The 25,483-nt window shown below is 61.0% G+C and carries 21 protein-coding genes and 1 CRISPR repeat array; of the genes, 7 read left to right on the forward strand and 14 right to left on the reverse strand.

Features of this window, described 5'->3' with window-relative positions:
• Window positions 1–5,522: direct repeats of the CRISPR family, unit length 32 nt; unit sequence GTTTCAATCCACGCTCCCGCGAGGGGAGCGAC.
• 244 nt (window positions 5,523–5,766) lie between these two features.
• From cas2 to GXY33_21475, 8 genes are all read right to left on the reverse strand, one after another.
• Entirely contained in the window at window positions 5,767–6,057 is a 291-nt protein-coding gene (gene cas2 / locus GXY33_21440; GenBank protein NLX07711.1) for a CRISPR-associated endonuclease Cas2, read from the reverse strand.
• A gap of 44 nt (window positions 6,058–6,101) precedes the next feature.
• A complete protein-coding gene (gene cas1c, locus GXY33_21445; GenBank protein NLX07712.1) occupies window positions 6,102–7,133 on the reverse strand; it encodes a type I-C CRISPR-associated endonuclease Cas1 in 1,032 nt (343 codons plus the stop codon).
• Window positions 7,130–7,855, reverse strand: a complete 726-nt coding sequence (gene cas4 / locus GXY33_21450) for a CRISPR-associated protein Cas4 (protein NLX07713.1) — start codon at window positions 7,853–7,855, stop codon at window positions 7,130–7,132. Before cas4 ends, cas1c begins: the two co-directional genes overlap by 4 nt.
• Window positions 7,852–8,727, reverse strand: a complete 876-nt coding sequence (cas7c, locus tag GXY33_21455; GenBank protein NLX07714.1) for a type I-C CRISPR-associated protein Cas7/Csd2 — start codon at window positions 8,725–8,727, stop codon at window positions 7,852–7,854. The genes cas4 and cas7c overlap by 4 nt, the downstream gene beginning before the upstream one ends.
• 27 nt (window positions 8,728–8,754) lie before the next feature.
• Window positions 8,755–10,446, reverse strand: a complete 1,692-nt coding sequence (gene cas8c / locus GXY33_21460; protein NLX07715.1) for a type I-C CRISPR-associated protein Cas8c/Csd1 — start codon at window positions 10,444–10,446, stop codon at window positions 8,755–8,757.
• Window positions 10,443–11,096, reverse strand: coding sequence for a type I-C CRISPR-associated protein Cas5 (gene cas5c, locus GXY33_21465; protein NLX07716.1), 654 nt, complete (start codon window positions 11,094–11,096; stop codon window positions 10,443–10,445). The genes cas8c and cas5c overlap by 4 nt, the downstream gene beginning before the upstream one ends.
• Window positions 11,097–11,107: 11 nt before the next feature.
• Complete coding sequence (gene cas3 / locus GXY33_21470; GenBank protein ID NLX07717.1) at window positions 11,108–13,312, reverse strand: CRISPR-associated helicase Cas3'; 2,205 nt, start codon at window positions 13,310–13,312, stop codon at window positions 11,108–11,110.
• A 245-nt stretch (window positions 13,313–13,557) separates the two neighbouring features.
• Complete coding sequence (locus tag GXY33_21475; protein NLX07718.1) at window positions 13,558–13,998, reverse strand: hypothetical protein; 441 nt, start codon at window positions 13,996–13,998, stop codon at window positions 13,558–13,560.
• 398 nt (window positions 13,999–14,396) lie between these two features.
• Here GXY33_21475 and GXY33_21480 point away from each other — a divergent pair, with 398 nt between their 5' ends.
• Both GXY33_21480 and GXY33_21485 read left to right on the forward strand, forming a co-directional pair.
• Entirely contained in the window at window positions 14,397–14,870 is a 474-nt protein-coding gene (locus GXY33_21480; protein NLX07719.1) for a hypothetical protein, read from the forward strand.
• A gap of 57 nt (window positions 14,871–14,927) precedes the next feature.
• A complete protein-coding gene (locus GXY33_21485) occupies window positions 14,928–15,098 on the forward strand; it encodes a hypothetical protein (GenBank protein ID NLX07720.1) in 171 nt (56 codons plus the stop codon).
• A 408-nt stretch (window positions 15,099–15,506) separates the two neighbouring features.
• Here the strand turns inward: GXY33_21485 and GXY33_21490 are convergent, their stop codons facing one another.
• Window positions 15,507–16,556, reverse strand: a complete 1,050-nt coding sequence (locus GXY33_21490) for a transcriptional regulator (GenBank protein NLX07721.1) — start codon at window positions 16,554–16,556, stop codon at window positions 15,507–15,509.
• A 201-nt stretch (window positions 16,557–16,757) separates the two neighbouring features.
• Window positions 16,758–17,480 (reverse strand): hypothetical protein, encoded by a 723-nt coding sequence (locus GXY33_21495; GenBank protein NLX07722.1) that lies wholly within the window; start codon window positions 17,478–17,480, stop codon window positions 16,758–16,760.
• Window positions 17,481–17,781: 301 nt separating this feature from the next.
• Between GXY33_21495 and GXY33_21500 the strand changes: the two genes are divergently transcribed.
• Window positions 17,782–18,000, forward strand: a complete 219-nt coding sequence (locus GXY33_21500) for a hypothetical protein (GenBank protein ID NLX07723.1) — start codon at window positions 17,782–17,784, stop codon at window positions 17,998–18,000.
• Here the strand turns inward: GXY33_21500 and GXY33_21505 are convergent.
• Genes GXY33_21505 through GXY33_21515 form a run of 3 tightly spaced genes read right to left on the reverse strand, consistent with a single transcriptional unit; the run spans window position 17,997 to window position 19,023 of the window.
• Window positions 17,997–18,344, reverse strand: coding sequence for a hypothetical protein (locus tag GXY33_21505; GenBank protein NLX07724.1), 348 nt, complete (start codon window positions 18,342–18,344; stop codon window positions 17,997–17,999). The genes GXY33_21500 and GXY33_21505 overlap by 4 nt on opposite strands.
• A 30-nt stretch (window positions 18,345–18,374) precedes the next feature.
• On the reverse strand, window positions 18,375–18,746 hold the full coding sequence (locus tag GXY33_21510) for a hypothetical protein (GenBank protein NLX07725.1): 372 nt from the start codon (window positions 18,744–18,746) through the stop codon (window positions 18,375–18,377).
• Window positions 18,747–18,759: 13 nt separating this feature from the next.
• Window positions 18,760–19,023: a hypothetical protein gene (locus GXY33_21515; protein NLX07726.1), complete on the reverse strand. Its 264-nt coding sequence runs from the start codon at window positions 19,021–19,023 to the stop codon at window positions 18,760–18,762.
• Window positions 19,024–19,775: 752 nt separating this feature from the next.
• Here GXY33_21515 and GXY33_21520 point away from each other — a divergent pair.
• A complete protein-coding gene (locus GXY33_21520) occupies window positions 19,776–20,492 on the forward strand; it encodes a hypothetical protein (protein NLX07727.1) in 717 nt (238 codons plus the stop codon).
• Between the two features lie 212 nt (window positions 20,493–20,704).
• Window positions 20,705–20,863, forward strand: a complete 159-nt coding sequence (locus GXY33_21525; GenBank protein ID NLX07728.1) for a hypothetical protein — start codon at window positions 20,705–20,707, stop codon at window positions 20,861–20,863.
• 186 nt (window positions 20,864–21,049) lie between these two features.
• Here GXY33_21525 and GXY33_21530 read toward each other — a convergent pair whose 3' ends face one another.
• Window positions 21,050–22,303 carry a radical SAM protein gene (locus GXY33_21530; GenBank protein ID NLX07729.1) on the reverse strand — a complete coding sequence of 418 codons (1,254 nt, stop codon included), beginning with the start codon at window positions 22,301–22,303 and terminating at the stop codon, window positions 21,050–21,052.
• A 356-nt stretch (window positions 22,304–22,659) separates the two neighbouring features.
• Here GXY33_21530 and GXY33_21535 point away from each other — a divergent pair, with 356 nt between their 5' ends.
• Together GXY33_21535 and GXY33_21540 are read left to right on the forward strand one after the other, a co-directional pair.
• Entirely contained in the window at window positions 22,660–24,645 is a 1,986-nt protein-coding gene (locus GXY33_21535) for a hypothetical protein (GenBank protein NLX07730.1), read from the forward strand.
• 184 nt (window positions 24,646–24,829) lie between these two features.
• Window positions 24,830–25,384 (forward strand): sugar O-acetyltransferase, encoded by a 555-nt coding sequence (locus GXY33_21540; protein NLX07731.1) that lies wholly within the window; start codon window positions 24,830–24,832, stop codon window positions 25,382–25,384.
• Window positions 25,385–25,483 lie beyond the last annotated feature (99 nt).

The following is a 25,483-nucleotide window of genomic DNA, read 5'->3' on the forward strand; positions in this document are numbered from 1 at the left end:
GTTTCAATCCACGCTCCCGCGAGGGGAGCGACGAGCGTGCAGAAGTTCGTCGCGCCAACGAACTCTGGTTTCAATCCACGCTCCCGCGAGGGGAGCGACCGCGTCGTCCTCGTCGCACCAAGCCGCTTCGTCGTCGTTTCAATCCACGCTCCCGCGAGGGGAGCGACCCCCGGCCCGGCCAGTCCCAGCACAGCCCCGGCCAGTTTCAATCCACGCTCCCGCGAGGGGAGCGACGTCTCCGCACCCGCCGCTTCATCACCCTCACCCTCGTTTCAATCCACGCTCCCGCGAGGGGAGCGACGGGGTGGCCTCTGGTTCATTCAGGTAACGTGGTCGGTTTCAATCCACGCTCCCGCGAGGGGAGCGACTTTACGATCGACGGCGACAGTACGGGCGACGAACTGTTTCAATCCACGCTCCCGCGAGGGGAGCGACGGTGATGGTATCGCCCTGCCGCGGCTCCACCGTCGTTTCAATCCACGCTCCCGCGAGGGGAGCGACGGACCGACACCATCACTCCCGACGCGGTGCCGACTGTTTCAATCCACGCTCCCGCGAGGGGAGCGACGACGGCGAAGGTGATCGAGTCGCCGGCAACCTTGTGTTTCAATCCACGCTCCCGCGAGGGGAGCGACGTAAGGTCTACCACGTTTAGGAACGTAGGCGCGAGTTTCAATCCACGCTCCCGCGAGGGGAGCGACAAAACGCGGACTTCGCCGGTGGCGTTATGCCGGAAGTTTCAATCCACGCTCCCGCGAGGGGAGCGACTCGATCACCTTCGCCGTCGGCGATCCGGTGTTCTGGTTTCAATCCACGCTCCCGCGAGGGGAGCGACGTCAAGGCCAACAAAGGGTTGATCGTGGGGATCGCGTTTCAATCCACGCTCCCGCGAGGGGAGCGACGCTGGTGAACGAGAATGAGGAACGGCGCCGCCGCGTTTCAATCCACGCTCCCGCGAGGGGAGCGACCCGCAGTTCGAGGCCGCCGGGCGTCAGGATGAGGTTTCAATCCACGCTCCCGCGAGGGGAGCGACCAGGGGAGCGGACGAGTGGCGAAGGGTGAGGGTGATGTTTCAATCCACGCTCCCGCGAGGGGAGCGACCTTCGTGCGACCGGCCCACAGATGAGGGGTTGTCAAGTTTCAATCCACGCTCCCGCGAGGGGAGCGACCGCGTCAATGATGCCGGGCCTGGGTTCGGGGTTCGCGTTTCAATCCACGCTCCCGCGAGGGGAGCGACCCTTCAAGACCGACTGCCATTGATCGCCTGCGCAGTTTCAATCCACGCTCCCGCGAGGGGAGCGACCCCTGCGTCAACCTGACGCCGCTGTCCGCCACATGGGTTTCAATCCACGCTCCCGCGAGGGGAGCGACCCGGATCAGGTGCGGGACGTAGGCAACGCCGTTGTGTTTCAATCCACGCTCCCGCGAGGGGAGCGACGTCTCAACGTCCGATAACCTGACCCGGCCCCGACGGTTTCAATCCACGCTCCCGCGAGGGGAGCGACCCCTTCCAACCGGCTACCGTGCGCTGCGCCTGCGGTTTCAATCCACGCTCCCGCGAGGGGAGCGACCCACGGAGATTCGCAACGCCGCACCCGACGGCCACGTTTCAATCCACGCTCCCGCGAGGGGAGCGACCCCGATGGCCTGGGGCATGGACACTACGACATCTACGTTTCAATCCACGCTCCCGCGAGGGGAGCGACGAAGCAAGCCACGTTGAAATACTGGCTGAAGGTTGAGTTTCAATCCACGCTCCCGCGAGGGGAGCGACGCTGGCCCGACTATGCCCTCTCCCAGCTCTGGGCGGTTTCAATCCACGCTCCCGCGAGGGGAGCGACCGATTGTGGGACGCGGTTACTCCGCCAATCGAGCCGGTTTCAATCCACGCTCCCGCGAGGGGAGCGACCCCGCCACACGACTTCCGTGACCACATCCTCGAACGTTTCAATCCACGCTCCCGCGAGGGGAGCGACCTGCGAAGGTCGAGGTGGTCATGGTGGGATCGAGGTTTCAATCCACGCTCCCGCGAGGGGAGCGACTTTTGAGGGCTTCGAGGGCCAGCCGCGTGCCCCCACGTTTCAATCCACGCTCCCGCGAGGGGAGCGACCTTAGAGACCCCACCGCCCAACTGGAGCCTGAACTGTTTCAATCCACGCTCCCGCGAGGGGAGCGACCGCGTCGTCCTCGTCGCACCAAGCCGCGTCGTCGTCGTTTCAATCCACGCTCCCGCGAGGGGAGCGACCTGACGCCCACGTCCGCCTCGTGGTCGCCGTACAGCGTTTCAATCCACGCTCCCGCGAGGGGAGCGACACCACCCCTCCAGTACATCCGGCAACCACGAGGCGTTTCAATCCACGCTCCCGCGAGGGGAGCGACTGCCATTCGCTGCGGGCGTCCGACCAGGTGACTTGTTTCAATCCACGCTCCCGCGAGGGGAGCGACTGCCGCTTCGGTTTCTACCTCGGTAAAGCCCTGCGGGTTTCAATCCACGCTCCCGCGAGGGGAGCGACCCGCCAGCCGGCGTCAGCCCGGAACTTGACTCCCCAGTTTCAATCCACGCTCCCGCGAGGGGAGCGACTCATGCAACCGGCCCGCAGATGAGGGGTTGTCAACGTTTCAATCCACGCTCCCGCGAGGGGAGCGACATCTGATCGGCGACCGTGTGGCTGAGACGGTGCGTTTCAATCCACGCTCCCGCGAGGGGAGCGACCTTTCGACAATGACCATTGCACTCAGCAACAACTGTTTCAATCCACGCTCCCGCGAGGGGAGCGACCGGGCCGTCGGTGATCCCCCGCCCCATCCAGTAGTCGTTTCAATCCACGCTCCCGCGAGGGGAGCGACCGCACGTGCCCAGACGAGTTGGCCGGCGGCGCACGGGTTTCAATCCACGCTCCCGCGAGGGGAGCGACGATGTGGTCACGGAAATCACGTGGCGGGCGGTCGGTTTCAATCCACGCTCCCGCGAGGGGAGCGACTCAATACGCCCACGACCGCCGCCAGACCGCCACGTTTCAATCCACGCTCCCGCGAGGGGAGCGACCCTCTGACCGTGACCGCTCACCTCTCTCTTTTGAGTTTCAATCCACGCTCCCGCGAGGGGAGCGACGCCTGGTGGCGGGCGTCGATGAGAAACAGCTTGAGTTTCAATCCACGCTCCCGCGAGGGGAGCGACCTCAGCCGTCCCTTGGCCGCCGATGTCGCTGTTTTCGTTTCAATCCACGCTCCCGCGAGGGGAGCGACCTCGATGGCGGCGTTGAAATAATCGAGGTCTGAGGTTTCAATCCACGCTCCCGCGAGGGGAGCGACCCCTTCAAGACCGACTGCCATTGATCGCCTGCGCGGTTTCAATCCACGCTCCCGCGAGGGGAGCGACTACGTGCTTCGGCTGACGAATACCAACGCGATCCGTTTCAATCCACGCTCCCGCGAGGGGAGCGACCGCCGCGATTGTGGGACGCGGTGACGCCACCGATGGTTTCAATCCACGCTCCCGCGAGGGGAGCGACCCGCTGACCGTGACGCCCGCCTTCCGGTCTCTCGTTTCAATCCACGCTCCCGCGAGGGGAGCGACAAGGCAAAGGTACTTGGTACTTGGTACATAAGGCGTTTCAATCCACGCTCCCGCGAGGGGAGCGACTAGGCATGCTAGCATGAGGCGTAGGACATAGGCCGTTTCAATCCACGCTCCCGCGAGGGGAGCGACCTTATGCAAGCCGCCCCTGACCTGTTAGCCGCCTGCGTTTCAATCCACGCTCCCGCGAGGGGAGCGACCCGGGTCCGCCTGCGTGGCCCGCCAGACGTTGGCCAGTTTCAATCCACGCTCCCGCGAGGGGAGCGACGGCGTCGATCCGCCCGGCCATGGCGGTAAAGATCATGTTTCAATCCACGCTCCCGCGAGGGGAGCGACCCAGTAGTCGGCCTCCTTCTCAAACCGCATCGTCGGGTTTCAATCCACGCTCCCGCGAGGGGAGCGACGGCGTTTGCCACATGGCCGTCTGCTGAGTTAGGCCGTTTCAATCCACGCTCCCGCGAGGGGAGCGACATCGGGCCGGTAAACTTCAGCGGGGCGGCGGCCAGGTTTCAATCCACGCTCCCGCGAGGGGAGCGACCGACGGCAACGCGACGTTGCTGGGGACCATTGACGGTTTCAATCCACGCTCCCGCGAGGGGAGCGACAAAGGAGTTATGCGACGATGGGAGCGACCAGGATTGTTTCAATCCACGCTCCCGCGAGGGGAGCGACGGAGATCTCGGCGGACCATGCGGGCATGCTGCGGGGTTTCAATCCACGCTCCCGCGAGGGGAGCGACGGCGTATGCGTTCATGGCTCTCTGGGCGGCTTTGAGTTTCAATCCACGCTCCCGCGAGGGGAGCGACAACAAGCGGGTCGAGACGGTCAAGGAGTTCCGCAAGTTTCAATCCACGCTCCCGCGAGGGGAGCGACGGATGACCCCGTTATGACAGAATGCCAGATCCTCCCGTTTCAATCCACGCTCCCGCGAGGGGAGCGACAAGGATGAAACGTGGATTCTCCATGACAAACTTCAGTTTCAATCCACGCTCCCGCGAGGGGAGCGACGTTGGGTGGCGATCACATTCTCCATCGGTCATGTGTTTCAATCCACGCTCCCGCGAGGGGAGCGACCATGCTTGGCGTACCACGCCTCTCCCAGGATAGCCGTTTCAATCCACGCTCCCGCGAGGGGAGCGACCAAACATCGCTTAGGTTTCCAATCCCATTGGATGGTTTCAATCCACGCTCCCGCGAGGGGAGCGACAATGGACCCGGCAGGATTGTGGCTCAAGTGGATGAGTTTCAATCCACGCTCCCGCGAGGGGAGCGACATCGGAGATTTTGTGCCCGTTGACACGACGAGCCAGTTTCAATCCACGCTCCCGCGAGGGGAGCGACTCGCTCGCCGGTGCCGTGGGTGAAGGGTTCGCCACGGTTTCAATCCACGCTCCCGCGAGGGGAGCGACGTAGTTTTTGGCAATACCGTCGATACCACACGTTGTTTCAATCCACGCTCCCGCGAGGGGAGCGACTGTTCTGGCAAGGCGCGTTTCCTGGTTTGTCGTTGGTTTCAATCCACGCTCCCGCGAGGGGAGCGACGCGCGTGGCTCAATAACGTCGGCGGCGACGAGACGTTTCAATCCACGCTCCCGCGAGGGGAGCGACTCCGGACGGACGGTCGTGTGTCCGTCCGGAACCGTCGTTTCAATCCACGCTCCCGCGAGGGGAGCGACTGGATGACCCCGTTATGACAGAATGCCAGATCATCCCGTTTCAATCCACGCTCCCGCGAGGGGAGCGACCTGGAAGCGGACGCACGGCTTGTAGTTGTAGGCACGTTTCAATCCACGCTCCCGCGAGGGGAGCGACGGCGATGACGCTGCCTTGGAACAACGATGGGTCACGTTTCAATCCACGCTCCCGCGAGGGGAGCGACGCTGATCTGCCGACCTCTGGGATACCCGTAGAATGTTTCAATCCACGCTCCCGCGAGGGGAGCGACCCCTTCTATACATAAAGTGGCAATCCGCCAAGACTTACGGAGGTTATTCCGCGAACGTATTCGCCTTAGCCCTCCGCTTTGCGGCTATTAGTGAGGAGTATAGTCGGTAAACGTAGGGATCGCAATATGATGTGAGTATCGCGAACCCCCCTGGAATCTGGCGGGCGCTTGAGGTTCGCGGAACCCCCTGGCAAAGGGCATGCGACTTGGGTGCAATGCCTTCCGAAGGACTGAATACGGGACGTCAGACAATGAGGGGTCCCTCCGGATCATAGGCGGGCTTGGCGCCGACGTGCTCAAGGCGTTGCCGCCAGTTGGCCCCGAGGTAGTAGAATCGCAGGCTGTCCTTTCTCGGGTCGATTTCGTCGATTAGCCTCTGCTTGAGGGCCGCCCATTGCCCCGGGTCGACCAGGCACTCGAAGACAGAGTATTGAACGCGCTGGCCGTGGCTCTGGCACTCCTTAGCCACACGTCGCAGTCGACGTTGACCTTCAGGAGTCTCGGTGCTAACATCGTAGGTAACGAGAACCAGCATGGCTTGCTCCTCGTGGTCGATATTGAGTTGTCAAAGAACGCATATTATTTCCAGAAGAACGGCGGGTAGCCGTCCAGGTCGCCGCGAAGATGTCTGGCCAGGAGCATGGCCTGAACGTGAGGGAGCAGGCCAACGGCCACCTTTTCGCCGATGAAAGGATGCAGGATTTCTTCCTGCTTTCGTTTCTGGTAGCTGATGAGCAGCTGCTTCCGAGTCTCGTCATCCATAACGACGGCCCCGGATTCAGTCTTGCGAAACCCGGAGTCACGTATCTGCTGCCGGTTGATCAAAGCCAAGGCGAGCCGATCGGCGAGGAAAGGTCGAAACTCCTCCATGACATCCAGGGCCAGTCCCATGCGACCGGGCCGATCGCGATGGAAGAATCCGACGGCAGGGTCCAGGCCGACGCCTTCCAAGGCCGAGGCCACATCGTTTGTCAAAAGAGTGTAAAGGAATGAAAGGAGGGCGTTGACGTTATCGGTGGGTGGTCGGCGGGTCCGCTGGCGGAAGAAGAACGCACCTTTTTGTGCGGTGACCAGATGATCGAACACACCGAAATAACCCTTGGCGGCCTCGCCCTCAATCCCTCTGACGATATCTGGAGGCAGAGAATTTCGTAGTTCCTCGAGCAGTCCGGCCAACCGGCGTGCGGCGTGCCCGATAGCCCCGTTGTTCGGATCGTCTGGCCTATCGCGTATGGCACGGAGCAAGACGTTACGGGCATTCGCGATCTTGGCGGAGACGACGGCCCGGGCCATGGCCGAGGCGGACGTTTCCTTGTCGGCACAACGATATTGTTCCCGGCGAAGCAGGACGTTGCCGGAAACCGGCCCGCAGACCCGGGCGAGAAAGCGTCCGTAGGGACTGAAGAAGGACACGGCCACTTTGTGCCTACCGCAGAGCCTCATGAGGGGCGGGCTCATCCCGACCCGTCCGAAACAGGCAATCCCGCCGAGGGTGTGGAGGGGCACGCGGAGCCGCGTCTCCTTGGCTACCCGAACGATGACGGCCTGACCTTCGTGGCCGAGATAAGCCCCGTCGGTTGTGACGAACAGCGTGTTGAGCAAATGCTTCATGTCACGGGCCCTTTGGTGCCAGCGATGACGTCGTTGATTGAACGAAGAAGATAATCATGGACACTGCGCCCGCGTTGGATCGTCTCTGGCAGACACAGATCAACAAGGGAGCAGTTCTTGCACTTTGGACCGTACACTGGGAGGGGAGTCTTTCCCGCTCGGGTCAGTTCGTGCAGCCGATGAATGGCCGAGAGAGTCTCCCGCCGCAGGTCGGCGTCGAGATTGACGTCCGACCGTCGGCGAGGTTTCCCATAGAAGATAGCACCCCGATTGATTGTGATACTAAGCATTTCTTCGAGGCAGAGAGCTTGGGCGCAGAGCTGGACTTCGTCGCAACGGTCGATCTTAGGGCGACCGCGCTTGTACTCCACCGGCACGGGGTGCCAGAGCCCGCGGGCGCCATCGAGCATCACGCCCGCGGGCTCGTCGGCGGTGCTATCGGGGCTATCGCCCGTGGTCGAAACCCGGTGAAACTCAACCACGTCGAGCTTTCCGATCAGCCCAAGTTCCAGCGATCGGACCATCAGACCTCGAACAACCCGGGTTCCGCATCGCGATTCCGTCTCCATTTCGTGAACCTTCTCGTGCAGTCCCTTGCCCTCGACGGTCAGCCGGTTTTCGGCCCAGAGCTGCTCGAGATGGATCAGCCCCCACTGCCGCTCGCAGAACACCAAGTGCTGCAATGCGGAAATGGGCGATAAGTCTTCTTCGGAAAAGGTCATGACCATAGCAATTTGTGAACAGTTACACCCTTGGGCATCTCCGACTCATCGAGGGTCACCACATAGTCGGTGTAGGCACGGGCAGGCTTGTCCTTGGCCCCGGCCCGCTCGACTTTCAGCCGGCCCAGGAGCAGATGGGCCGGAGCATTGCCCAGGACGTTGTCGTGTTGAAATGCTACGAGTACGCGGGCGGCCATCTTGCCCCTGGCTGCGGACCGGTCGTGGTCGAACATGTTGATCAGGGCCCGCCACAATAGGCCAAGGTCATCCTCATTGAAGCCAGTCTGCCGGGCCAGATGGGCGGAGATGTACCCCTCCGCGCGGTAGAGCCCATAAGGAAGGATGTTCTTCCTGCCCATCGTTCTGTTGTCACCTTCCTGGCTCTTGGCCTCCTTCTCCGTGGCGACCGCCATGCGGGTGATCGTCACCTCCAGCGGCACGACCGGCTCGACACTGCGGGCAAAGTTCATCTGGACCGGGCCGCGCACCTGGCCGCAATTGTTCTCCTTGAGGGCCATCACCGCGCCGAACGTCCGGATGTCGAAGAAGTTTTTGCACATCCAGTCGCGGGCTTTTGCGATCTTGTCGCCGCCTTCGGCCTTCTGTACCTCTTCGGCGGCGTAGGCCTCACCCTGTTTTTCCGTGAGGATGGCCTTCTCCTGGACGTAGATGTCGTAGGGTTTCCGGCGACCGTTGACTATTTCGACAAAGTTGCGGATCTTGCGCTTCAGACACACGTCGGTGACGATCCCGAAGTTCGTTTCCGGGTCAATCCGGGGCAGATTGCCGGCGTCCGGGTCTCCGTTGGGATTGCCGTTCTCGACGTCGAACAGGTACGCAAACTCGTAACGGTTTTCAAGCACACTAGCCATGATTGATGCTCCTTATGATTACTTAGGTTATTGGTTGCTGCTTTTCTTGAAGAAGTCCTGCCGCTGATGGTAATAGCCGATCGCGAACATTCCCTGCTGATCGAGCCCCAGATGTGCTGGGAACTCGCTGATCTCGCAGACGATCTCTCCGATCTGCTTGTCTCGGAACCTGCCGTAGTCGGACTTCTCGATGTGATGTTGGGCGAGTCGCAGAAGCTGGGGAAACACCACACGGGGCGTGGCCGAGGCCGAGCCATAGAACCTGTCCTTGATGGTCGTGTTCGCCCCCGGAATCGCGTCCTGCTGAGTCCTCTCCAGCACGGCAAAGAGTCTGCCAAGTAGATAGGCGACGTTTCGGTTCTCCGTGTCAAGCGACATAGACACCTCCATTCCTTGATTGAGTATCCTTTTCTTTCGAGTGAGGACGGCTTTGATGATGGCCGCCCGTAGATAACTTATGCTTTGTTCCGCACGTATCCGGCCGATCACCGCCGAGAGAAGCTCCTGCGGATAAAGCGTTCCCTTGAGCACCGCCTGCATCACCGTCCCGGCCAGAAGTGGGGCTGGTCCGTCATCCGACTTCCGGTTGCAGGTTTCCCGCAACAGATGCCACATGCCCGGATAGGCCGGATCGCTGTCAAATGACCGAACCAGGGCCAGATCGCGGAAGTGCCGGCCAAGCTGCTCGCTGATGTCCTTGACCGTGCTGACGTGCCAGAAGCGAACGCTCAGGCGCGCCGCGTTCGGCGAGAGCCCGAGAACAAAGAACCGAACGTCCGGCTCGTACTGCGCCGGCCACTTGCCCTCCCGCACCGCCTTCAGGAAGACCGCCAGCTCCTGGTCGTCGCCCGCTGCGTCGCGCGGGTCGAGCACTAGTCCAAAGAAGCCCTCGACCGGCGAGTCGCGTTCGGTCCAGAAGACGGTGGTGGCGTCGCCGATCTGGATGCGATTGGCCGAAGAGGCCAGCAGGTGGTTCAGTGCCTTGGTGTAGGCGGCGGCTTTGGACTCGCAGATCGGGGCGTTGAGGTTCTGTTCCTTACCGTAGGAGCAGAATGCGCGCAGGTTGGAGGACACTAGATTAGCACCACTCGGTTGAGCATTATAGACCCCTTTAATCGCTGGATGAGTTGCGGCGATCGGGCCCTTTTCGCCGCTGATCAGGCAGATACCCTCCTGCCCCTGCTCGCCGGATGCCAGGCTCGCCAGCCACGCCTTCCGGATTTCGGGCCGCTCATGAATGAACTCGCAATCGCCGTCGAGTTGGAAGACGAGGTTGCCCGTGAGCATCTCGGACCAATCGGGCAAGGCTGCGGAATCAGCCGGGTTCCACTGGGCCAGAAACGCCAGTACCGCCTTGGCCCCAGGGTCCGCGGATCGGCCAAGCAGCCTGCGATGCAGATCGGCGAAGGCCTCATGACAGGCGGCGGTCCGCTCGGGTTTGCCCTTCTCATCGGCTCCGAGCACGTAGTTGGTGCTACCCCACATGAAGCTGGCGGCGATATTCACGCTCTTTTTCGGCCCCTGCGGGACGATGGCGATCCGAGGCAGCTTCTTCTTTCCCTTGACCTCTCGCAGGTCCAAGACCTGAGCCAACCGGCCGTTTTCGTCGATGACTAGGGTAAAGTGGACTTTCTCGCTGCTGAAGCCTTCGCCGGCCATCGAGGAATCATCCGCCTCCGCCAGCCTGTCGTAGTACGATGCGAGCGACTGAAGTATCATCCTTCGACCTCCTTTCCCGGAAACGGCGGGACCGCGATCACCCCGTCGACCATCTCCGCCCGGAAAAACCGGGCCTCCATGTCGTTGGCGAAGTCGATGTCGTGGAGCATCCAGCCGAGGTCCTGGCGACCCTCAAGCGGCGACGGCGGAAACTCGCCCTCGACCAACTCAAAGGCGGCCGAGAACTCCCGGCAGCCCAGATACGGCTGGGTAAAGCACTGCCCGTCCCTGGCCCGGCGACTGAACGTATCGAGATGCTTGCCGTCGTTTAGGTCGGCGTCGCCCGTGTACTCGAAGTGGGCCTCAATGCCGTAGCAGACGTCCCGCAGGATCATCGCCGCCCGCTGCTGGCGATCGTCCTCGATGAACTGCGCCAACGGCGAGGCAGGGTTCTTCATCGCGGCGGTGACGTTCTTGAGCGGGATCTTGCCGGCCACCTCGTTCCGCCTGATGTTCATGAAGCGGATCGGGCGGAGCACGTGGATCCGGTCGATGACCCACCGGATCGACGGTTTCCAATAGATCGCCTCCACGACGGCCCGCGCCGCCGACGGGGTCATCACGTCGTAGCTGACCCGTTCGACCTTCATCTCCGGCCGGGTAAAGCAGGCGTAATCGCCCCAGACTTTCAGCTTCACTCCGTAAGGCATAGCAATTCCTTTCACACGTAGAACGTTTCGGGGTCCGCTTGGTGTAGGTCGCTGCCAAGAAGTCCCAGGTTGTCGTCGTAGTAAGGCTTCGTGCCGATCAGGACGGGGAACATGCCGGCCCTAAGCTCGATAGCGCCCGAGGCGAGCAGTCTGTTCCACTCGTTCGGATAGACACTGACTGTATACCTTTGGAGCTTGCGGGCCAGCGAGGCCGGGTGCTTGCAGTAATCCAAGGCCCATATCTGGGAAACGGCTTCTTCGTCATAGGGGATGATGACCGGCTTGGCCTCGTTTTCGATGAAGCGGAAGGCTTCGGCCACGGTCTTGAAGGGGAAGTCGCCTTTTCCACAGCCTTCGTGGAGCATGCGAAGTATCCCCTTCTCGTCAAGGCCATCGCCCTTGACCCAGTAGTAAAGCCGGAAGTACTTCTCGATGGCCTCCAGGGACAGCACATCATCGGGATGTCGTCCAATCACGGACTCGGCGGCCTGCGCCGTCTGACGGAAATGACCGGCTGGGATGCCGTTTTCGGGGGTGAAGACAAACACGTCTCCCTTGTTACGCCGACCTTCCCGGTTGCAGCGTCCTGCCGCCTGGGCGATCGAATCGATGCCGGTCATGGACCGGAAGACCACCGGGAAATCGATGTCCACGCCCGCCTCGATCAGTTGAGTGCTGACCACCCGGCAGGGCCGGCCTTGTTCCAGACATCGGCGAATCTCCGCCAGCCTGCGGCTGCGATGCACTGGACACATCAGGGCGCTCAGATGGTAGAGGCCCTCGACGCCCTGCATGGCTGTATAGAGGTCCCTGGCGTGCCGTCGGGTATTCACCACGCACAAAACCTGCGGATAGGCCTTGAGGCTCTCGGCGAGTTCCGCATCGGGAATCCGCGGCAGGACGGTCACCTGCGTTCGCTTCAGGACCGTCGCCAACCGCTGAGGATCGTCGACAATCTCCCGCACGCCTTCCAGGCCCCGGGCGAAGTCGTGGCGTTTCTGGATTGCCGGCTGGGTTGCGCTGCACAGGACGATCGTCGTCTTGTAGGTGGCGGCCAATTCCTTGAGGGCCTCGATGCAAGGCAGCAGCAGCGGCGGAGGAAGGGTCTGGACCTCATCGAGGATCACCACGCTTTGAGCGATGTTGTGAAGTTTGCGGCACCGACTCGATCGGTTGGCGAAGAGGCTTTCGAAAAACTGCACGTTGGTGGTGACGATGATCGGGGCGTCCCAGTTCTCAGCGGTCAGGCGCGAGCGATGATCCTCCTCGTCCGGCTCAAAATTGCTGTGATGCTCAAGGACGGCGTCCGAACCGAGCATTTCGCGGAAGACCTTGGCGTTTTGCTCGATGATGCTGGTGAAGGGAATCACGTAGATGACCCGCCGCAGACCGTGCCGCAGGGCGTGTTTGAGAGCGAATGCCATGGATGAGAGGGTCTTGCCGCCGCCGGTCGGAACGGTCAGCGAGAATACGCCCATCGGACCGTTCGCCGCTTTGAGGCACTGAGCCAGGATTGCTTCCCGGTGGCTATCGACCGGCGAAGGGCAGACCCGTTTTTGCTCCCGCAGGCGGCTCAAGTTCGCAAAAAAGACGGGTTCCAGTTCGGCCAACTCCTTGTACCCCTGCCTGGCCTCCGACCGCTGACCATCGACGAACGTCTCGGTATCGAGAAAGTCGGCATCCACCAGCGTCGAATAGAGCATGCGAATGAACAGGCTGATCTGCACCCCGGCCCGTTTCGCGTCAGGGACAAACGGCAGTCGCAGCGGCGTTTCAGAAACGGCATTGAGAATCCCACCAGGACAGGCGCTGTAGTCGGGAATCTGCTTTTCAAGCCGACTTCGCAAACAGGAATCGGTGGAGTTGCCGTCGGGCAGTCCTCCGTGATGGCCGGCGATCACATAGGCAAGTGCTTTGCCGAACCCCTTTTCCTGGATTCTCGATGCCGCGTGTTGGGCTCCGGCGGTGGAGTGATCCACTTTCCCAGCCGCCTCGACGTGCGCATCCTCTCCCTGGCTCGCGTTAATCCGCTGCTGAAATTCGTATGAGTACTTACCGATGTCGTGCCACAGGCCAGCGAGCCGCCCCCATTCTCCGGAAGAGAACGCTTCAGCAAAAGGGGCAGATCGGCTCGCCACCCCGTGCAGATGATCCTCAAGCCTCTGCCAGTGATCCAGATTTGAATCATTTTCGCGACTATGAGCGTAGAATTCCATATTTTACGTGCCCTCCGCGGCCATGCTGATCCGAAGGCGATGTGATCTGTACGCGTGGATATGAGGACGTCTGGATCATTTACCTCAGGACCCGTTAGGACCTGAGGTGCGGTCCTGCTATCACCGCATACGGTTCGGACAGTATTTATTAATTATAACCCTTATCTAGCCCAATGCAAAGCCTTTCGCTACGACCGATTCTGGTAGAGAGCTTCAGGTTGCTGGTGACCGAACATCATTCTCCCTTACCCCTCCGCCGGTACGACGGTGGCATGATCCGCAGAGGGGGCCCACTCTCCGCTGGCAAAGTCGGCCGAGCGGTAGTCCCAGCGCCCCTGCTCGACGCAAGAGACCGGAATGACCACCTTGGCCCCGGGGGGCACAAGCACGGAGGTGTTCAGGATGCGGTTCTGCTTGGCCCCCACCAGTTCCTCCCCGTCGAGCAATAGCACCGCCTCAGTGCTGTCGTTGACCACCGCCAGTTCTGGCACATGGCCGCCTTCGCTGACCTCGCTGACCCGCAGCGTCCCGGCCGCCAGGGCTTCCCCGGCCAGCCGGCAGGGAAGCTGCCCAGCCCTGCCTCCGGCTAGCGGCACCAGCGTCAGGTGCTGATGCCCCACCGGTTCCCCGACCTCCAGATCAGCCACGAACGGTTCCAGACGATACGACTTTTCCCGGCTCGCCATCGGATGCCTCCTTCTCAGAAACCCATGACCTTGCCTTGCTGAAGGTATTATGCCACAGGGGTCTGACGGGGCTGGTCATGCCGAATTTCCGTTAGCGCCGGCCAAGGGTCTGACAGGGGTGGTCAGACCCCCAAGATCTGGGGGATGTCTCTACTGAGAAAGGCAGTACTGGGGGCCTGAGCGTAGAACGTTTTTCTGATTCGTTTCAGAGATTGTTTTTGACAGGCCCCGTGGGGCAGGGATCTGGAGATTGGCGGACAGAGGCCGTCAAAGAGACGGACGGCATGTCGAGAACAGCGACAGGCATCCGTACTTGCGGTTGTTGCTGCTTTCAGGTAGTATGCACCCGGCGGCAGTCACCGGCTGCGAGCAGGTACTCCTCTTCGAGAAGGGAAGGCATGGCGAGAAGATTCACCGGATGGATGAACTGGACCAACCGAGGCAGCCTGCCCGGCCTGTCCTACCCGGGCGTCTACGTCCTGGCGATCAGTTCCACCGACCTTGCGGGAGCTTGCTTCTCATGGCGGCCTGAGATCGTCTACATCGGTATGACCAACGCCAAGGGAGGACTCAAGGGCCGGCTTGGCCAGTTCGACAATACGATCAAGGGTAAAGACGGGCACGGCGGGGCCCAGCGTGTCCGCGTCAGACATCCGGACTACGCGAGACTGGTCCGGAGGCTGTACGTTGCGGTCGACGCCTTTCCGTGTGAGGTGGCCTCGGAGAACCCCGGCGACCTTCGGATCATGGGGCAGGTGGCACAGCATGAGTACGAGTGCCTGGCGATGTTTGCGGAGAGGTTCTCCGGGCTTCCGGAGTTCAACGACAAGCGGCGGTCGCCGAAAGGCAGAAGATCGGGGATAGAAACTTGAGCAGCTATAGCGCAGATGCTATCGGTAGCGAAGGCAAACCCCAGCTTTGGTGAGAACATGAAGATCGTAAAGAGCACAAGACATCATAAGATCATCGGCGACTTCGGGGAGGCCCTGGTGTGCAACTGGTTTTCCCGGTCCGGGTTCGAGGTCATTGCGGTGGACCATACCGGCATTGATGTGGTTGCCTTCAACCCCAGCACCAAGCAGCGCCTTGGTGTCCGGTGAAATCAAGGACACGAGGCAAGGGAACCGAAGCCTCCTCCGTGAATATCTTCTCCTATCAGCGAGGGAAGGACGATCGCCAGAGAGTTCTTGAGGCCTGCAAGGCGTTTGCCTGCGATCCCTGGATAGCGATCTACGTCGAGTGCATCGAATGTGCGGATCTCTTTGTGCTGAGCCTGGACCACTACGACCGTGCGTACCGGCATAACACCAACCGGGCTATCGATGACTGGAAGATGGGAGAGAAGCACAGGGCGAGATACGATGCCGACCCTGATGTGAAGCACATTCGCATCGTTTTTATGGCAAACCCCTGGAACTGGGAGCTGACCGGTTCCTCCACTCGACGTTCAACCAAGTCCAGCCGACTCATCCGATCTTAGGGGATTGGTATGTCCGGGCGTGGCGGTTTCAGGTACCGGAGGAGATCGTCACCGTCTGCGCTGGCTTTCCAGCCGCACGATGTTGGGCAGGGCTTTCGTCTCGGTAGGCTCTCGATGCGGCCGTCAGTTCCTCGGCCACCTCGCGGGCCAGGCCCGCAGGGGTCAGGACGACCGCGTGGCGGCCGAAGCCCAGGACCCAGCGTTTGAACTCGACGGTGTTGGCCAGCTCGAACTGGGCAACCAACTGGTTCCCGTCGTCCTCGACGATCCGCTGGCTGGGATGCCAGCGCAGCTCGCGGACGGTCCGGGCCGCCCAGCCGCCACAGCGGACCCGGATCCGCCGGGACGTCCCGGAGGCAAAGATCCCGAAGCTGCCCCGCAGGTGCTCCTCCAGGGAGAAGTCCCCCGGTCGATCGAAGCTCCGACCGGTCAGCTCCAGGCCCTCCAGGCGGCTGATCTTGAGGGTCCGGATATCCCCGTCGGCCTCCAGGAACCCGATGCAGTAGAGGCTGACCCCCAGCACGACCAAACCGTAAGGGCAAAAGTCGCCGGCGATCGGCTCGGGCCGGTCGGCCGGGCGGTAGCGGATCGAGACGATCTTGCCCTCAGCGATCGCCTGGTTGAGGATGCCGATCTGCTTGCCGCAGGCGGTGTAGTCGGGCCGGGCGATCATTTTAACGAGCAGTGTCTCCTTGAGCTCGGCAAAGTGCTCCAGGGCGTCGGCGGGCAGCAGGGCCTGGATCTTCTCCAGCGCGGTCCCCAGGCCCAGGCCAAACGGCGTGCCAGCCAGGGGCGTAAGGAACTGCTGGCCCAGGTAGAGGCTGAGCATCTCGGTGACCGAGAGGATCAGCGGCTCGCGGCCGAAGTCCGCCGGCAGCTTCCAGAACCGCTTGCCGAAGTCCCGCGTCTCGTGACTGATCGGAAACCCGGTTTCCTGCAGGACGGCCAGGTCGCGCAGGACCTGCCGCTTGCTGCAGCCGACCCGGGCCGCCAGCTGGTCGCTGGGGATCCCGAAGCGGTGAGCCTGCAGGACCTTCAGTACATTCCACTGCCGTACCAGCGACTCGCCCCGAGCCATCGGCCGCTCCCGAGAGGTTGGTGAACCCGGTTTGCCACAGGACAGAAGACCATTCTACGTCATGGGGCACCGGAGAGCAACACCTTGGCACGGAATACCACAAGTGGCTGCGGAAGCCCAGAATCTGCAAGGACAGAAACGCCAGGTGATGTTCACCTCGGGGTCGTCAGAGCCCCAATCTTCCGGCATCAGCGATCGCGGTCATAGGCTTGCCACGATCTTCTCCAGCCGCGGATACCGGCGGATGATACCGTCGAACCAACGGCGCTGCCGCGCCCAGTCTAGCTTCTCAAACTGCCAGCAGATATCCCACCACTTTCTGGCCACTGACGTGCGCAGTTCCTTGCGTTGCTCCTCAGTGAAGAACCGGTCGGTCTTGGCCATGGCGTAGGCAACCGGCAGGTTGTTGTACCGCTCGACCATGGCCCGGATGACGGCCTTGAAAAGCCGGTTGAACTCCGGGGGCCGAGAGCGGGGAGGCATGGAAGGCCAGCGTTCGGCGTCCTCTGACTCCACATCGAGGTCCCAAACGCCAGCCTCGGCTTCGCTTTCGACAGCCAGCTCTGCTGCCTCCTCGACGGCCTCTTCCTCATCCCGATATGCCTCAGCACGGCTGCCCATTCGCCAGCCGCGATCCAGGTAGGAGCGAATCCACATCGGTATTTCGGCCATGGGCACCTCATTGGTGATGCACGTCTGGGCCAGGAACAGCTGGCGGTCCACGTCCCAAGTCAACTCGTCGAGCCGCAGACCCGCCGGTCCGGGCGCTTCGTCAATGGACTTGCCACAGAGGGCCACCTCCGGAACCGGCAAGAAGGGCAGATCAAGGGTGCGGGTCAGTGTGATACCTTGCCCGTACTCTACCATTGGTGGCACAAAGTAAAGCACCAGGTCCAGTTCAAGTGTGAACGTCTGCTTCTCCATCATTTTGGTCCTTTGCCGGGTATCCATCGTGGGGCAGAAACAAGGCTGCCATCGCTTGCATAGTAATGGTAGGCCACGCGGCAGCAAGTCCCTTCCGCCTGAGACATTCGGGGGTAGCGCAGTTTCAGGTAGATCCGGCAACGGCAGTCATTCACCTCGGCGGTCGAGACTTCTTGTCACAGAGGCGGGACGCTCGGCACAAGCGAGGGAAACACCCGCGCTCTCGTGCAACCATGGGGAGCCAGGCGCCAAGCTTGAGGGGGAACCCCGAGGCCGTTAGAATGAAACTGGAGGGCAATCCATGGTGATCCGCTTGGCCTGTCCGCTGTGCGATGAGCCGATCGAGGTCGACGTGGCGGAGCTCGATGAGCCGCTGGTCTGTCCGGAGTGCGGAGAGGAGTTCGAGCTTCCCGAGGAGTACCGGGACCGCCTGGAGCGGGAGCGGTACAACGACGATCTGGGCACGATCGACTTCCTGGCCGACGGCCAGATCGACGGGGACTTCTGGCCGTTCTTCTAGCGAGGCCAGGGCGACTTGCAGTCTGGCCCAGTCGACCCCCAACGCCTGGGCGTCCGGGTCCGACCCAGTCCACCCCGACCGTCACCTTTCCGAACTGTTTCCTTCTGTAACCTCTGCCGCGCCTGCACCTCCTCCCAGGACTTGAGGATGACGATCCGCAGGGGCCCGCACGATGGGCCGGCCATCTGCTCCCGGTACGTCAGCCAATCCCGGGTGTCCTCGGGCAACCGGCGTTCCTCGGGCGAGGGCTCATGCGCCTGGAACACGATCACCATGATCGTCCGAGATTCATCCAGACCCAGGGCCTTCTCGGCCCTCCCGATCCGTCCGGCGATACCGTTCATGCCGTATCTCTCCTTGAAAAGGATCCGTTCTTACCCCCGGTCCCGGCGAGCCAACGCCTCCTCAATCGCCGCCAGCCGGCTCTCGAGTTCCCGGCCCCTCTGATACTCAAAGAAGTGCGCAATCAGGTCGTTGCAGACCGCCCGTTTGAGCTTCTCATCCTCCGTCTCCAGTAACCCCGCCAGGGCCTCGACCGCTCGCGTTATGTTCTGCTCGAGAATGTCCAGGGCCGCTTCGGCGACCTGCCGCCGCTGTTCGGCCAGCGCTTGCCGGAACTCAGGGATCTTCATCCATGCGTAGAACGTCTTGCGGCTGACTCGGGCCTGCCGCAGCCCCTCGGTGTACGTCGGGGCCGCGACGATGAAGGGGATCGCCTTGAGTTGCCGTTCGGTCAGACTCGCCATGGCCGGCCCTCCATCATTGTCCACCAATTTGCGCCGCCGTCGCCCGGGCCTTGAGCTCATCGCTGGCGCTGACGACGATAAACCGCATCCCGTTGATCACCGGGTTGTCCAACTGGGCCCGGTAGGTCAGCCACCGCTCGACCGGCTCGGGCGGCTCTGGCTCGGGGTGCCCAAAGTCGTGGTCGAACTTTACCACCCGGACCACCTTGATCTGGACCTTACTCAGCTCTAACTTCCGTTCGATGGCCCCGATCCGCTTGTCCAATGTGCCGCTCATCGAATACCCTCCTTGATATCAAACATCAGCGTCTGTGGAAATCGGCCTCACATCCGTGTGACCTTCAGCCATGCAACCCACCGGCTTCGTCGCGTGGGCGCGGCCGCAAATCCAGACGGCGGGCAGAAGGTGGCCAAGAGTTGTGCAACAAGTTGTGCACAGACCAGTCCGAAAACAGTCTGAAAACAGTCCGGCGCCAGTTCGAACACAGTGACATAAGTCCTTATATGTCAAAATGTAACGCATTGTCGTCACTGGGTTTACGCTCCTCTTGTTCCGTCTTCCCAAGCTGGACGTCGTCGGTTCGAATCCGATCGCCCGCTTTTATCCTAACCCACCTTTGCGTCTGCACTTACGGAAACTCCCGCCGCCAGATCCAGTGGGTGATTTGCCCCAAAATGCCCCTCTGGCGTCATTCCGGCGTCACTTTCGAGTCGGTCGCCGGTTCGAAAGCAGCCCGAGGTGAGTAGGAATCTGGTCGGCCACACCCCTCAACAAGGAAACCTGATCGGGAACCATCATCAGCGGGAAGCGCTCAGAGCTTGACATATTTCGCCAGTGTTTATAGTGTACTATTGTGAACTATTATTGCCCGTATAAACTCTAAGGGTAGAGGTCTCGGGTGGCCAAGTAGATTGCTGCGGATCACGGTGGAGCATACGGCAGAAACTGCCGGTGGCAAGTCGGTAAGAAGGCCCGGAGCGGCCTTGTAACGTGTTGTTCAATCGGAGTTCTGGTAAGGGGAAACAGAGATGAAAAGAACCATCCTCCAGATCGCAGATGCTTGTTGCCGCTCGCACGGTGTCGGCGGGCTTTCGCCTGGTCAACGCCTGACGAAGGCCCTCAGAATCCTTCCACTAACACTCTCGATGTCGCTGTTGGGCTGTTCCATGGCGAGCCAGGAGACCGGCACAACGCTGGCGAACGGCAAGGACAGCGTTGGTTTGGCAATCGTCAAGGCCCGGGGGGCGACGAATGACTATCACATTCAGTTGGCGACCAGCGCGTTGAAAAGAGAGCTGGGCGAACGTGACGTTGGCCTTGCCAGTGACAACCCGATGGCCCTCGCTCCGTCAGAAGCGGCTGACATCGCAGCCATCGTCGCCACCACTGCCGATCAGGAACTGGCCGCTTTGATGATCGTTGATCTGGAAGTGTCCCATCAGATCAAAGCCGTCCGCAAGTCAGGCCTCGGGTTCATACCCCACGTGGGGGTGGGTGTCGGTCCTGTTGGGCTGGGCACATCGGTAGTGCTTCCGAGAGATAAGAACGAATCGAAAAAGCTCTTCTACTGCGTCAACGTCGGTGTCGATCTTTTCGACGGAGAATTGGGCAATCTACTATACTCGACACGAGCGTTTGATCAGAAGCAGACGGAGGATCCGAAAGCCCTCATCGATCATCTGATGGCAACCCTGGCCAAGCGGGTGTGCCGAACCTTGGAGGCACGTCGACTGCCGGCGGGATAGTGGATTGTTCGATCATCGAATCCCAACGGAAAGAGAGGCAGCCGAGGAGCAAAAGACCATTGCCTTTTGGCTGCCCGGTGCTACACTCATGGTGGTGTGACCCCATTCACCGTGGGTCATCTTCGGGCACATGGCGGCCTTGGCATCGCCAGTCGTCTGATGTCCGGCGTTTGCGTCTGTTCTATTTGATGTCGTTCTGAAAGGAGTTTGCGATGAGGATCCTGAGAGGTCTGTTGGCGGTTGTTCTCCTGGCCGTTCTGGTCGTCGGGCTGCCCTCCTGCAAGAGCGAGGGGGAAGGGGAAAAAGCCGGCAAGGCGGTGGATAAGGCACTCAAAGACGCGGGCAAAGCCGCCGAGGACGCCACGAAGTAGTCCAGCTATAACGTGGTTTCCGTGTTCTTCTGTCAGATTTTCTGACGAATCCAAGGGCTGTCGGGCATGCGTCCGACAGCCCTTTTCCATTTCGGCGATGTTGCCCTCCTTCTTCGCCTGCAGGTTGTCCGTCCCGAATGACGAATTGGCAGGGAGGTAGCTTTCCGAGCGACGCATGGCAACCGATTAGTACAGGCGAATCCTCTCCGGCCACGGGGTCTCCATCGAACACCGCCAGGTCTTGTCGATGTACTGATGCGTATAAGCCTGTTCCACCAGATGGAACAGATAGCTGCCCCGCTCCGTCAGCGACCAGCCGTCGTCCGTCCTTCGGACCCAGCCCAAGGTGGTCCCCACGAACAACGCTCCGCCAAAGTCCCCGCCAAGCGACCTGCCAAACAACTCGCCGTAGACGCGCTCCGACACCGCGCCATTGTAGCAGCTCCAGAACAGCCAGTAGAGCCCGCGAGCCCTTGCCCGCATATCCATCCTCAGCGCCGTCGGCACAAACCCCTTCCGTACCGTCTCGACATAGGCGTCTACCGAGAAAACGTTGACCTTAAGAGCGTCCTTCCCCAACGAAACGGCACTCGGACCAAACCCAAGGAAGTTGTCCCTGGTGATGGACGAGTACTGCGGGCTGCCTCGCTTCCCGAACGTCCACACCGAGCTGCGCACGAATCCCGCCTCGTCCGCCGTCTTCAGGAGGCAAGCCAGAAGCCCCTTCTTCCGCCGCCAACCCAGAGGCTTGTGCCGGTTGGAGGCAAACGAAAAATCGATGAACGGATACGTCGAAATCTGGGTGGCCCCTCCTTCGGCGGCGGTCAGAAAGTCGCTGCGCAGGTCTTGTTCCCTCTGTCCCGGAATCCCGAAGATCAGGTCCACGTCCACCGCCTGGAACCGCCCGCCGGCGAAGGCGGACAAAGCGGCGGAAGGGCTCTCGTCGCTTCTTCCCAAGGCTCCGAGCAGTCGGGGCGAAAAGGACTGCACGCCGATGCTGACCATGTCGAACCCCGCATCGCTCAGCATCGTCGGCGTATCGGAGACGACGTCCCTCGGATGGAGTTCGATTCCCGCGTGACCTGCCAGCTTGAAGTGCCCGTCCATGCTCTTCCTGATCCTCGCCAGGTCGCCCGCGAGCAAAGCGGGGCTTCCACCGCCAAAGTACACGCTGGTGATGGCTCGACGTTGCGGGAAGGCTCGTTCCGCGACGATCTGCATTTCGCGCAGAAGCGCATCACAGTACCCCGCGTGCACCGACTCATCATACTGCGTCTTGTAGTATGGACAGAAAGGACAGAGCGACTTGCAGAACGGAACGTGAACGTAGACCCCGAGCCCCGGCACGTCGAGATCGGGCAGGTAGTCGGGCGCCTTCCGCAAAACGAAAGGCTTGAACTGATGTCCAAGCACTATTCGACAGACGTGCGTGAGCATCACAAAGCTTCTCCTGCTTCGCTGCCAAGCCGAGGGAGGTCGTCGCCAACCACGCCGTGCCCTGGCGCAGCGGCACTCCTCCGCCGATACAAAGCCCATTGTACCAGATTCCAGCGCACCGGGACGTGGTTTTCCTTCGAGCAGGCCGAGCCATTCACCGCGGATGATGTAAGGAACAAATCATCGCCATCACCGGAAAAACCACCAACCGAAGAATCAGCTTGCAAAGGACGCAAACAACGGTATGTTCCGGCAACAGCGGCCGGTTTTGAAGCGCCCATGGACCGTATCGTAGGACGCAGCGGGCGAAGCCTGCGTGTCCGTGATGGCGGCGGATACAGAAACAGAGGGATTATCCCATGAAAATCGCACAGCGGGTCATGAAGGAAGCCTGGCAGGACGACGAGTGCTTTCAGGGCATCTGCGACTTTCTCGGCAAATACCGGGACACCGTCGACGAGATTACGCTAATGTCGGGCACCATCGACTACCGCAACTACGAGTCGCTCGAGACGATACGCCACGAGTGCTCCCTTCTGAAGACTCGCATGGACCGGCTGCGCGAGGCCGGCTTTGCGAGCGTGGGGATCAACGTGCTGATCACCCTCGGCCACATCGACGAGACCACCGCCCCTAATGTGGGCCCCTTCCACAAAATCGTCGGCTATCGGGGCGACACCTCAGCCAACTGCTCCTGCCCCACCTACGACGATTTCCTCGAGTTCACCGAAGAAAAATATCGCTGCTACGCCCGCGTGAACCCGGATTTCATCTGGGTGGATGACGATATCAAACTCTTCTGGAATGGTGTCCCGTTCGGCTGCTTCTGCCCCAACTGCCTGGCCCGCTTCAACCGCAAACACGGCTCAGCCTACACGCGGGAAACGCTGGTGGCCGCCATGGAGACCCCGGACAACACGCTCCTTCGCTCCCGATGGGTACAGGACGTCTCCGACCGAATCACCGAACTTCTTGGCCGGATCGGCCGCGCCGTGCGACAGGTAAACCCCGCCCTCCGGCTGGGCTTCATGACCCAGCACCAGGGCTGGAGCACCTACAACGGCATGGACTACGACGCCTGGTTCCGCGCCCTGGGGGCCACCATGGGCCGACCGGGTGAGGGCTACTATTTCGACACGATCCCCGACGATGTGCTGACCAAAGCCCTCTCCACCGCGCGTCAAGCCGGCGAATACCCGAACATGGTCGATGACGCTCAATACGAGCTGGAAAACTTCCCCTACCACACCTGGCAGAAATCAGACCGCATCGTCCTGGCCGAACTGGGGATGGCCTTTGCCCAGGGAATCAACGGCGTGCTGCTCAACAACTGTCACATGCAGCTGGGCCTCGAGGGCCAGGGGCCTCTCTACGACGCCATGCGCGCGGCAAAGCCCAACTGGCAAACGCTCATGGACTATACCGAAGGCTTCGGCGCCGCCGGCTTCTATCCCGCCGTGTCCAGCCGATACGACCAGCGCCGTACGCTGCACGGCGGCGAGAGTTTCTTCCAACACCACACCTGCGGCGCGGAACACAACGTCACGCGATCCTACGCCCTGGCCAAAATGGGCATACCCTTCACCATGGACCGGGCAAACCGCACCGGCGTCATCCTCTCCGGCAACCTGTCCGAGGGGTTTACGGACGCCGAGCTCCTGGAGTTCCTCAAGGGCCCCGTCATCGTGGACGGCGAAGGCGTCGCCGCGCTCGAACGCCGCGGTTTCGACAAGTACATCGGCGTCCGCTGTATCGGCGCCGGCGACCTGGGACTTCTCGAACGGCACAACCTGGACGACCCCGTGAACCGGACCCTCCGCCGGGTGCAGTATCGCGACGCAAAGCCCGCCTGGTTCGGCGGCAAAGCCTGCATCCTGGAGGCCATCAGCGAGCACACCCGCACCGTCAGCGTCATTGAGGATTGCGAGGGACGTCGGCATGGCATAGGCACTTCCTTGGTTGAAAACGAACTGGGCGGCCGCGTCTGCGTCCTGGGCTACTGCGCCTATCTGATGCCCAACGACGTGAACCGTTTCCACCAGCTCTCAGCCATCTGCGACTACCTGACGCAGGGCCGCCAGCCCGCCAAACTCCTGACTCCCGCCAAGGCCGCCCTCTTCGTCCGCGTGAGTCCCGACCGAACAAAGGCCGCCGTCTCCTTCCTCAACATGACGCTCGACGACGTGCACGATATCCGCATCGCCGTGCGGGGTGCCTCCAAAGGCCGCCTCCTGGACAGTCGCGGCGGCGAGGTCGCGCTCGCCGCGGAGAAAAACGCGGACTACGGCATCTTCACCCTGGAAAAGGCCGAACCCTACACCCTCCTGTACCTCCTGACGGAGTAGAAGCCGGCTGAATTTCCCAGACACGACCGACAGCGAAGGGGGGCTGATTATGGTGTCCCGGAATTTCTCATACTATTAATAGTCCTACATACCCCTGTGATCTTGAATAGATACTGAAAAGCAAGACTGTTTTATGTTATAATGTCGATGCGGATTAGTCTGAATTGTATGAGGAGAGATAACTGTGACGGAAAAAGAAAAATCACATGCAGGGATGTTGTATCAGCCTGGTGACCCTGAACTTGTATCAGACCGTGATATTACCATTAAAAAGTTATATGATTACAACAGATTACACCCACTAGACCGTGGTGCACGGCAAATTGCTATACGCGAGTTGTTAGGCAAGACTGGAGATAACTGCGTTGTGGAGCAACCGCTTTTTTGCACGTATGGGTATAATACGACGGTGGGCAATAACTTCTTTCTTAATGTCAACTGTAAGCTCATGGACAGTGGGAAAATCACAATTGGAGACAATGTGTTCATTGCTCCGAATGTCTGCATTATAACGGAAGAACATGCAATGGACGTAGAACAACGGTTGGCAGGACTGGAGTATGCTCACCCAGTAAATATCGGTGACAACGTCTGGATTTGCGCTGGAGCGATTATATTACCGGGCGTAACTATCGGCGCAAATAGTGTCATCGGTGCAGGCAGTGTCGTTACGAAAGACATTTCTCCCAATAGTCTAGCTGTCGGTAATCCCTGCAAGGTAATCCGTACTCTGGTGTAATATCCGCATCGCCGTGCGCGGCGTCTCCAAAGGCCGTCTCCTGGAAAGCCGCGGCCGCCAGGTCGCGCTCGTCGCGAAGAAAGACGGCGACTACGGCAT

The organism is Phycisphaerae bacterium, from assembly GCA_012729815.1.
Classification (GTDB): Bacteria; Planctomycetota; Phycisphaerae; order JAAYCJ01; family JAAYCJ01; genus JAAYCJ01.

Coding starts and splice junctions, on each gene's coding strand:
- cas2 (NLX07711.1), bottom strand. CDS start 6,057: ATGCTGGTTCTCGTTACCTACGATGTTAGCACCGAGACTCCTGAAGGT.
- cas1c (NLX07712.1), bottom strand. CDS start 7,133: ATGAAGCATTTGCTCAACACGCTGTTCGTCACAACCGACGGGGCTTAT.
- cas4 (NLX07713.1), bottom strand. CDS start 7,855: ATGACCTTTTCCGAAGAAGACTTATCGCCCATTTCCGCATTGCAGCAC.
- cas7c (NLX07714.1), bottom strand. CDS start 8,727: ATGGCTAGTGTGCTTGAAAACCGTTACGAGTTTGCGTACCTGTTCGAC.
- cas8c (NLX07715.1), bottom strand. CDS start 10,446: ATGATACTTCAGTCGCTCGCATCGTACTACGACAGGCTGGCGGAGGCG.
- cas5c (NLX07716.1), bottom strand. CDS start 11,096: ATGCCTTACGGAGTGAAGCTGAAAGTCTGGGGCGATTACGCCTGCTTT.
- cas3 (NLX07717.1), bottom strand. CDS start 13,312: ATGGAATTCTACGCTCATAGTCGCGAAAATGATTCAAATCTGGATCAC.
- GXY33_21475 (NLX07718.1), bottom strand. CDS start 13,998: ATGGCGAGCCGGGAAAAGTCGTATCGTCTGGAACCGTTCGTGGCTGAT.
- GXY33_21480 (NLX07719.1), top strand. CDS start 14,397: ATGGCGAGAAGATTCACCGGATGGATGAACTGGACCAACCGAGGCAGC.
- GXY33_21485 (NLX07720.1), top strand. CDS start 14,928: ATGAAGATCGTAAAGAGCACAAGACATCATAAGATCATCGGCGACTTC.
- GXY33_21490 (NLX07721.1), bottom strand. CDS start 16,556: ATGGCTCGGGGCGAGTCGCTGGTACGGCAGTGGAATGTACTGAAGGTC.
- GXY33_21495 (NLX07722.1), bottom strand. CDS start 17,480: ATGGAGAAGCAGACGTTCACACTTGAACTGGACCTGGTGCTTTACTTT.
- GXY33_21500 (NLX07723.1), top strand. CDS start 17,782: ATGGTGATCCGCTTGGCCTGTCCGCTGTGCGATGAGCCGATCGAGGTC.
- GXY33_21505 (NLX07724.1), bottom strand. CDS start 18,344: ATGAACGGTATCGCCGGACGGATCGGGAGGGCCGAGAAGGCCCTGGGT.
- GXY33_21510 (NLX07725.1), bottom strand. CDS start 18,746: ATGGCGAGTCTGACCGAACGGCAACTCAAGGCGATCCCCTTCATCGTC.
- GXY33_21515 (NLX07726.1), bottom strand. CDS start 19,023: ATGAGCGGCACATTGGACAAGCGGATCGGGGCCATCGAACGGAAGTTA.
- GXY33_21520 (NLX07727.1), top strand. CDS start 19,776: ATGAAAAGAACCATCCTCCAGATCGCAGATGCTTGTTGCCGCTCGCAC.
- GXY33_21525 (NLX07728.1), top strand. CDS start 20,705: ATGAGGATCCTGAGAGGTCTGTTGGCGGTTGTTCTCCTGGCCGTTCTG.
- GXY33_21535 (NLX07730.1), top strand. CDS start 22,660: ATGAAAATCGCACAGCGGGTCATGAAGGAAGCCTGGCAGGACGACGAG.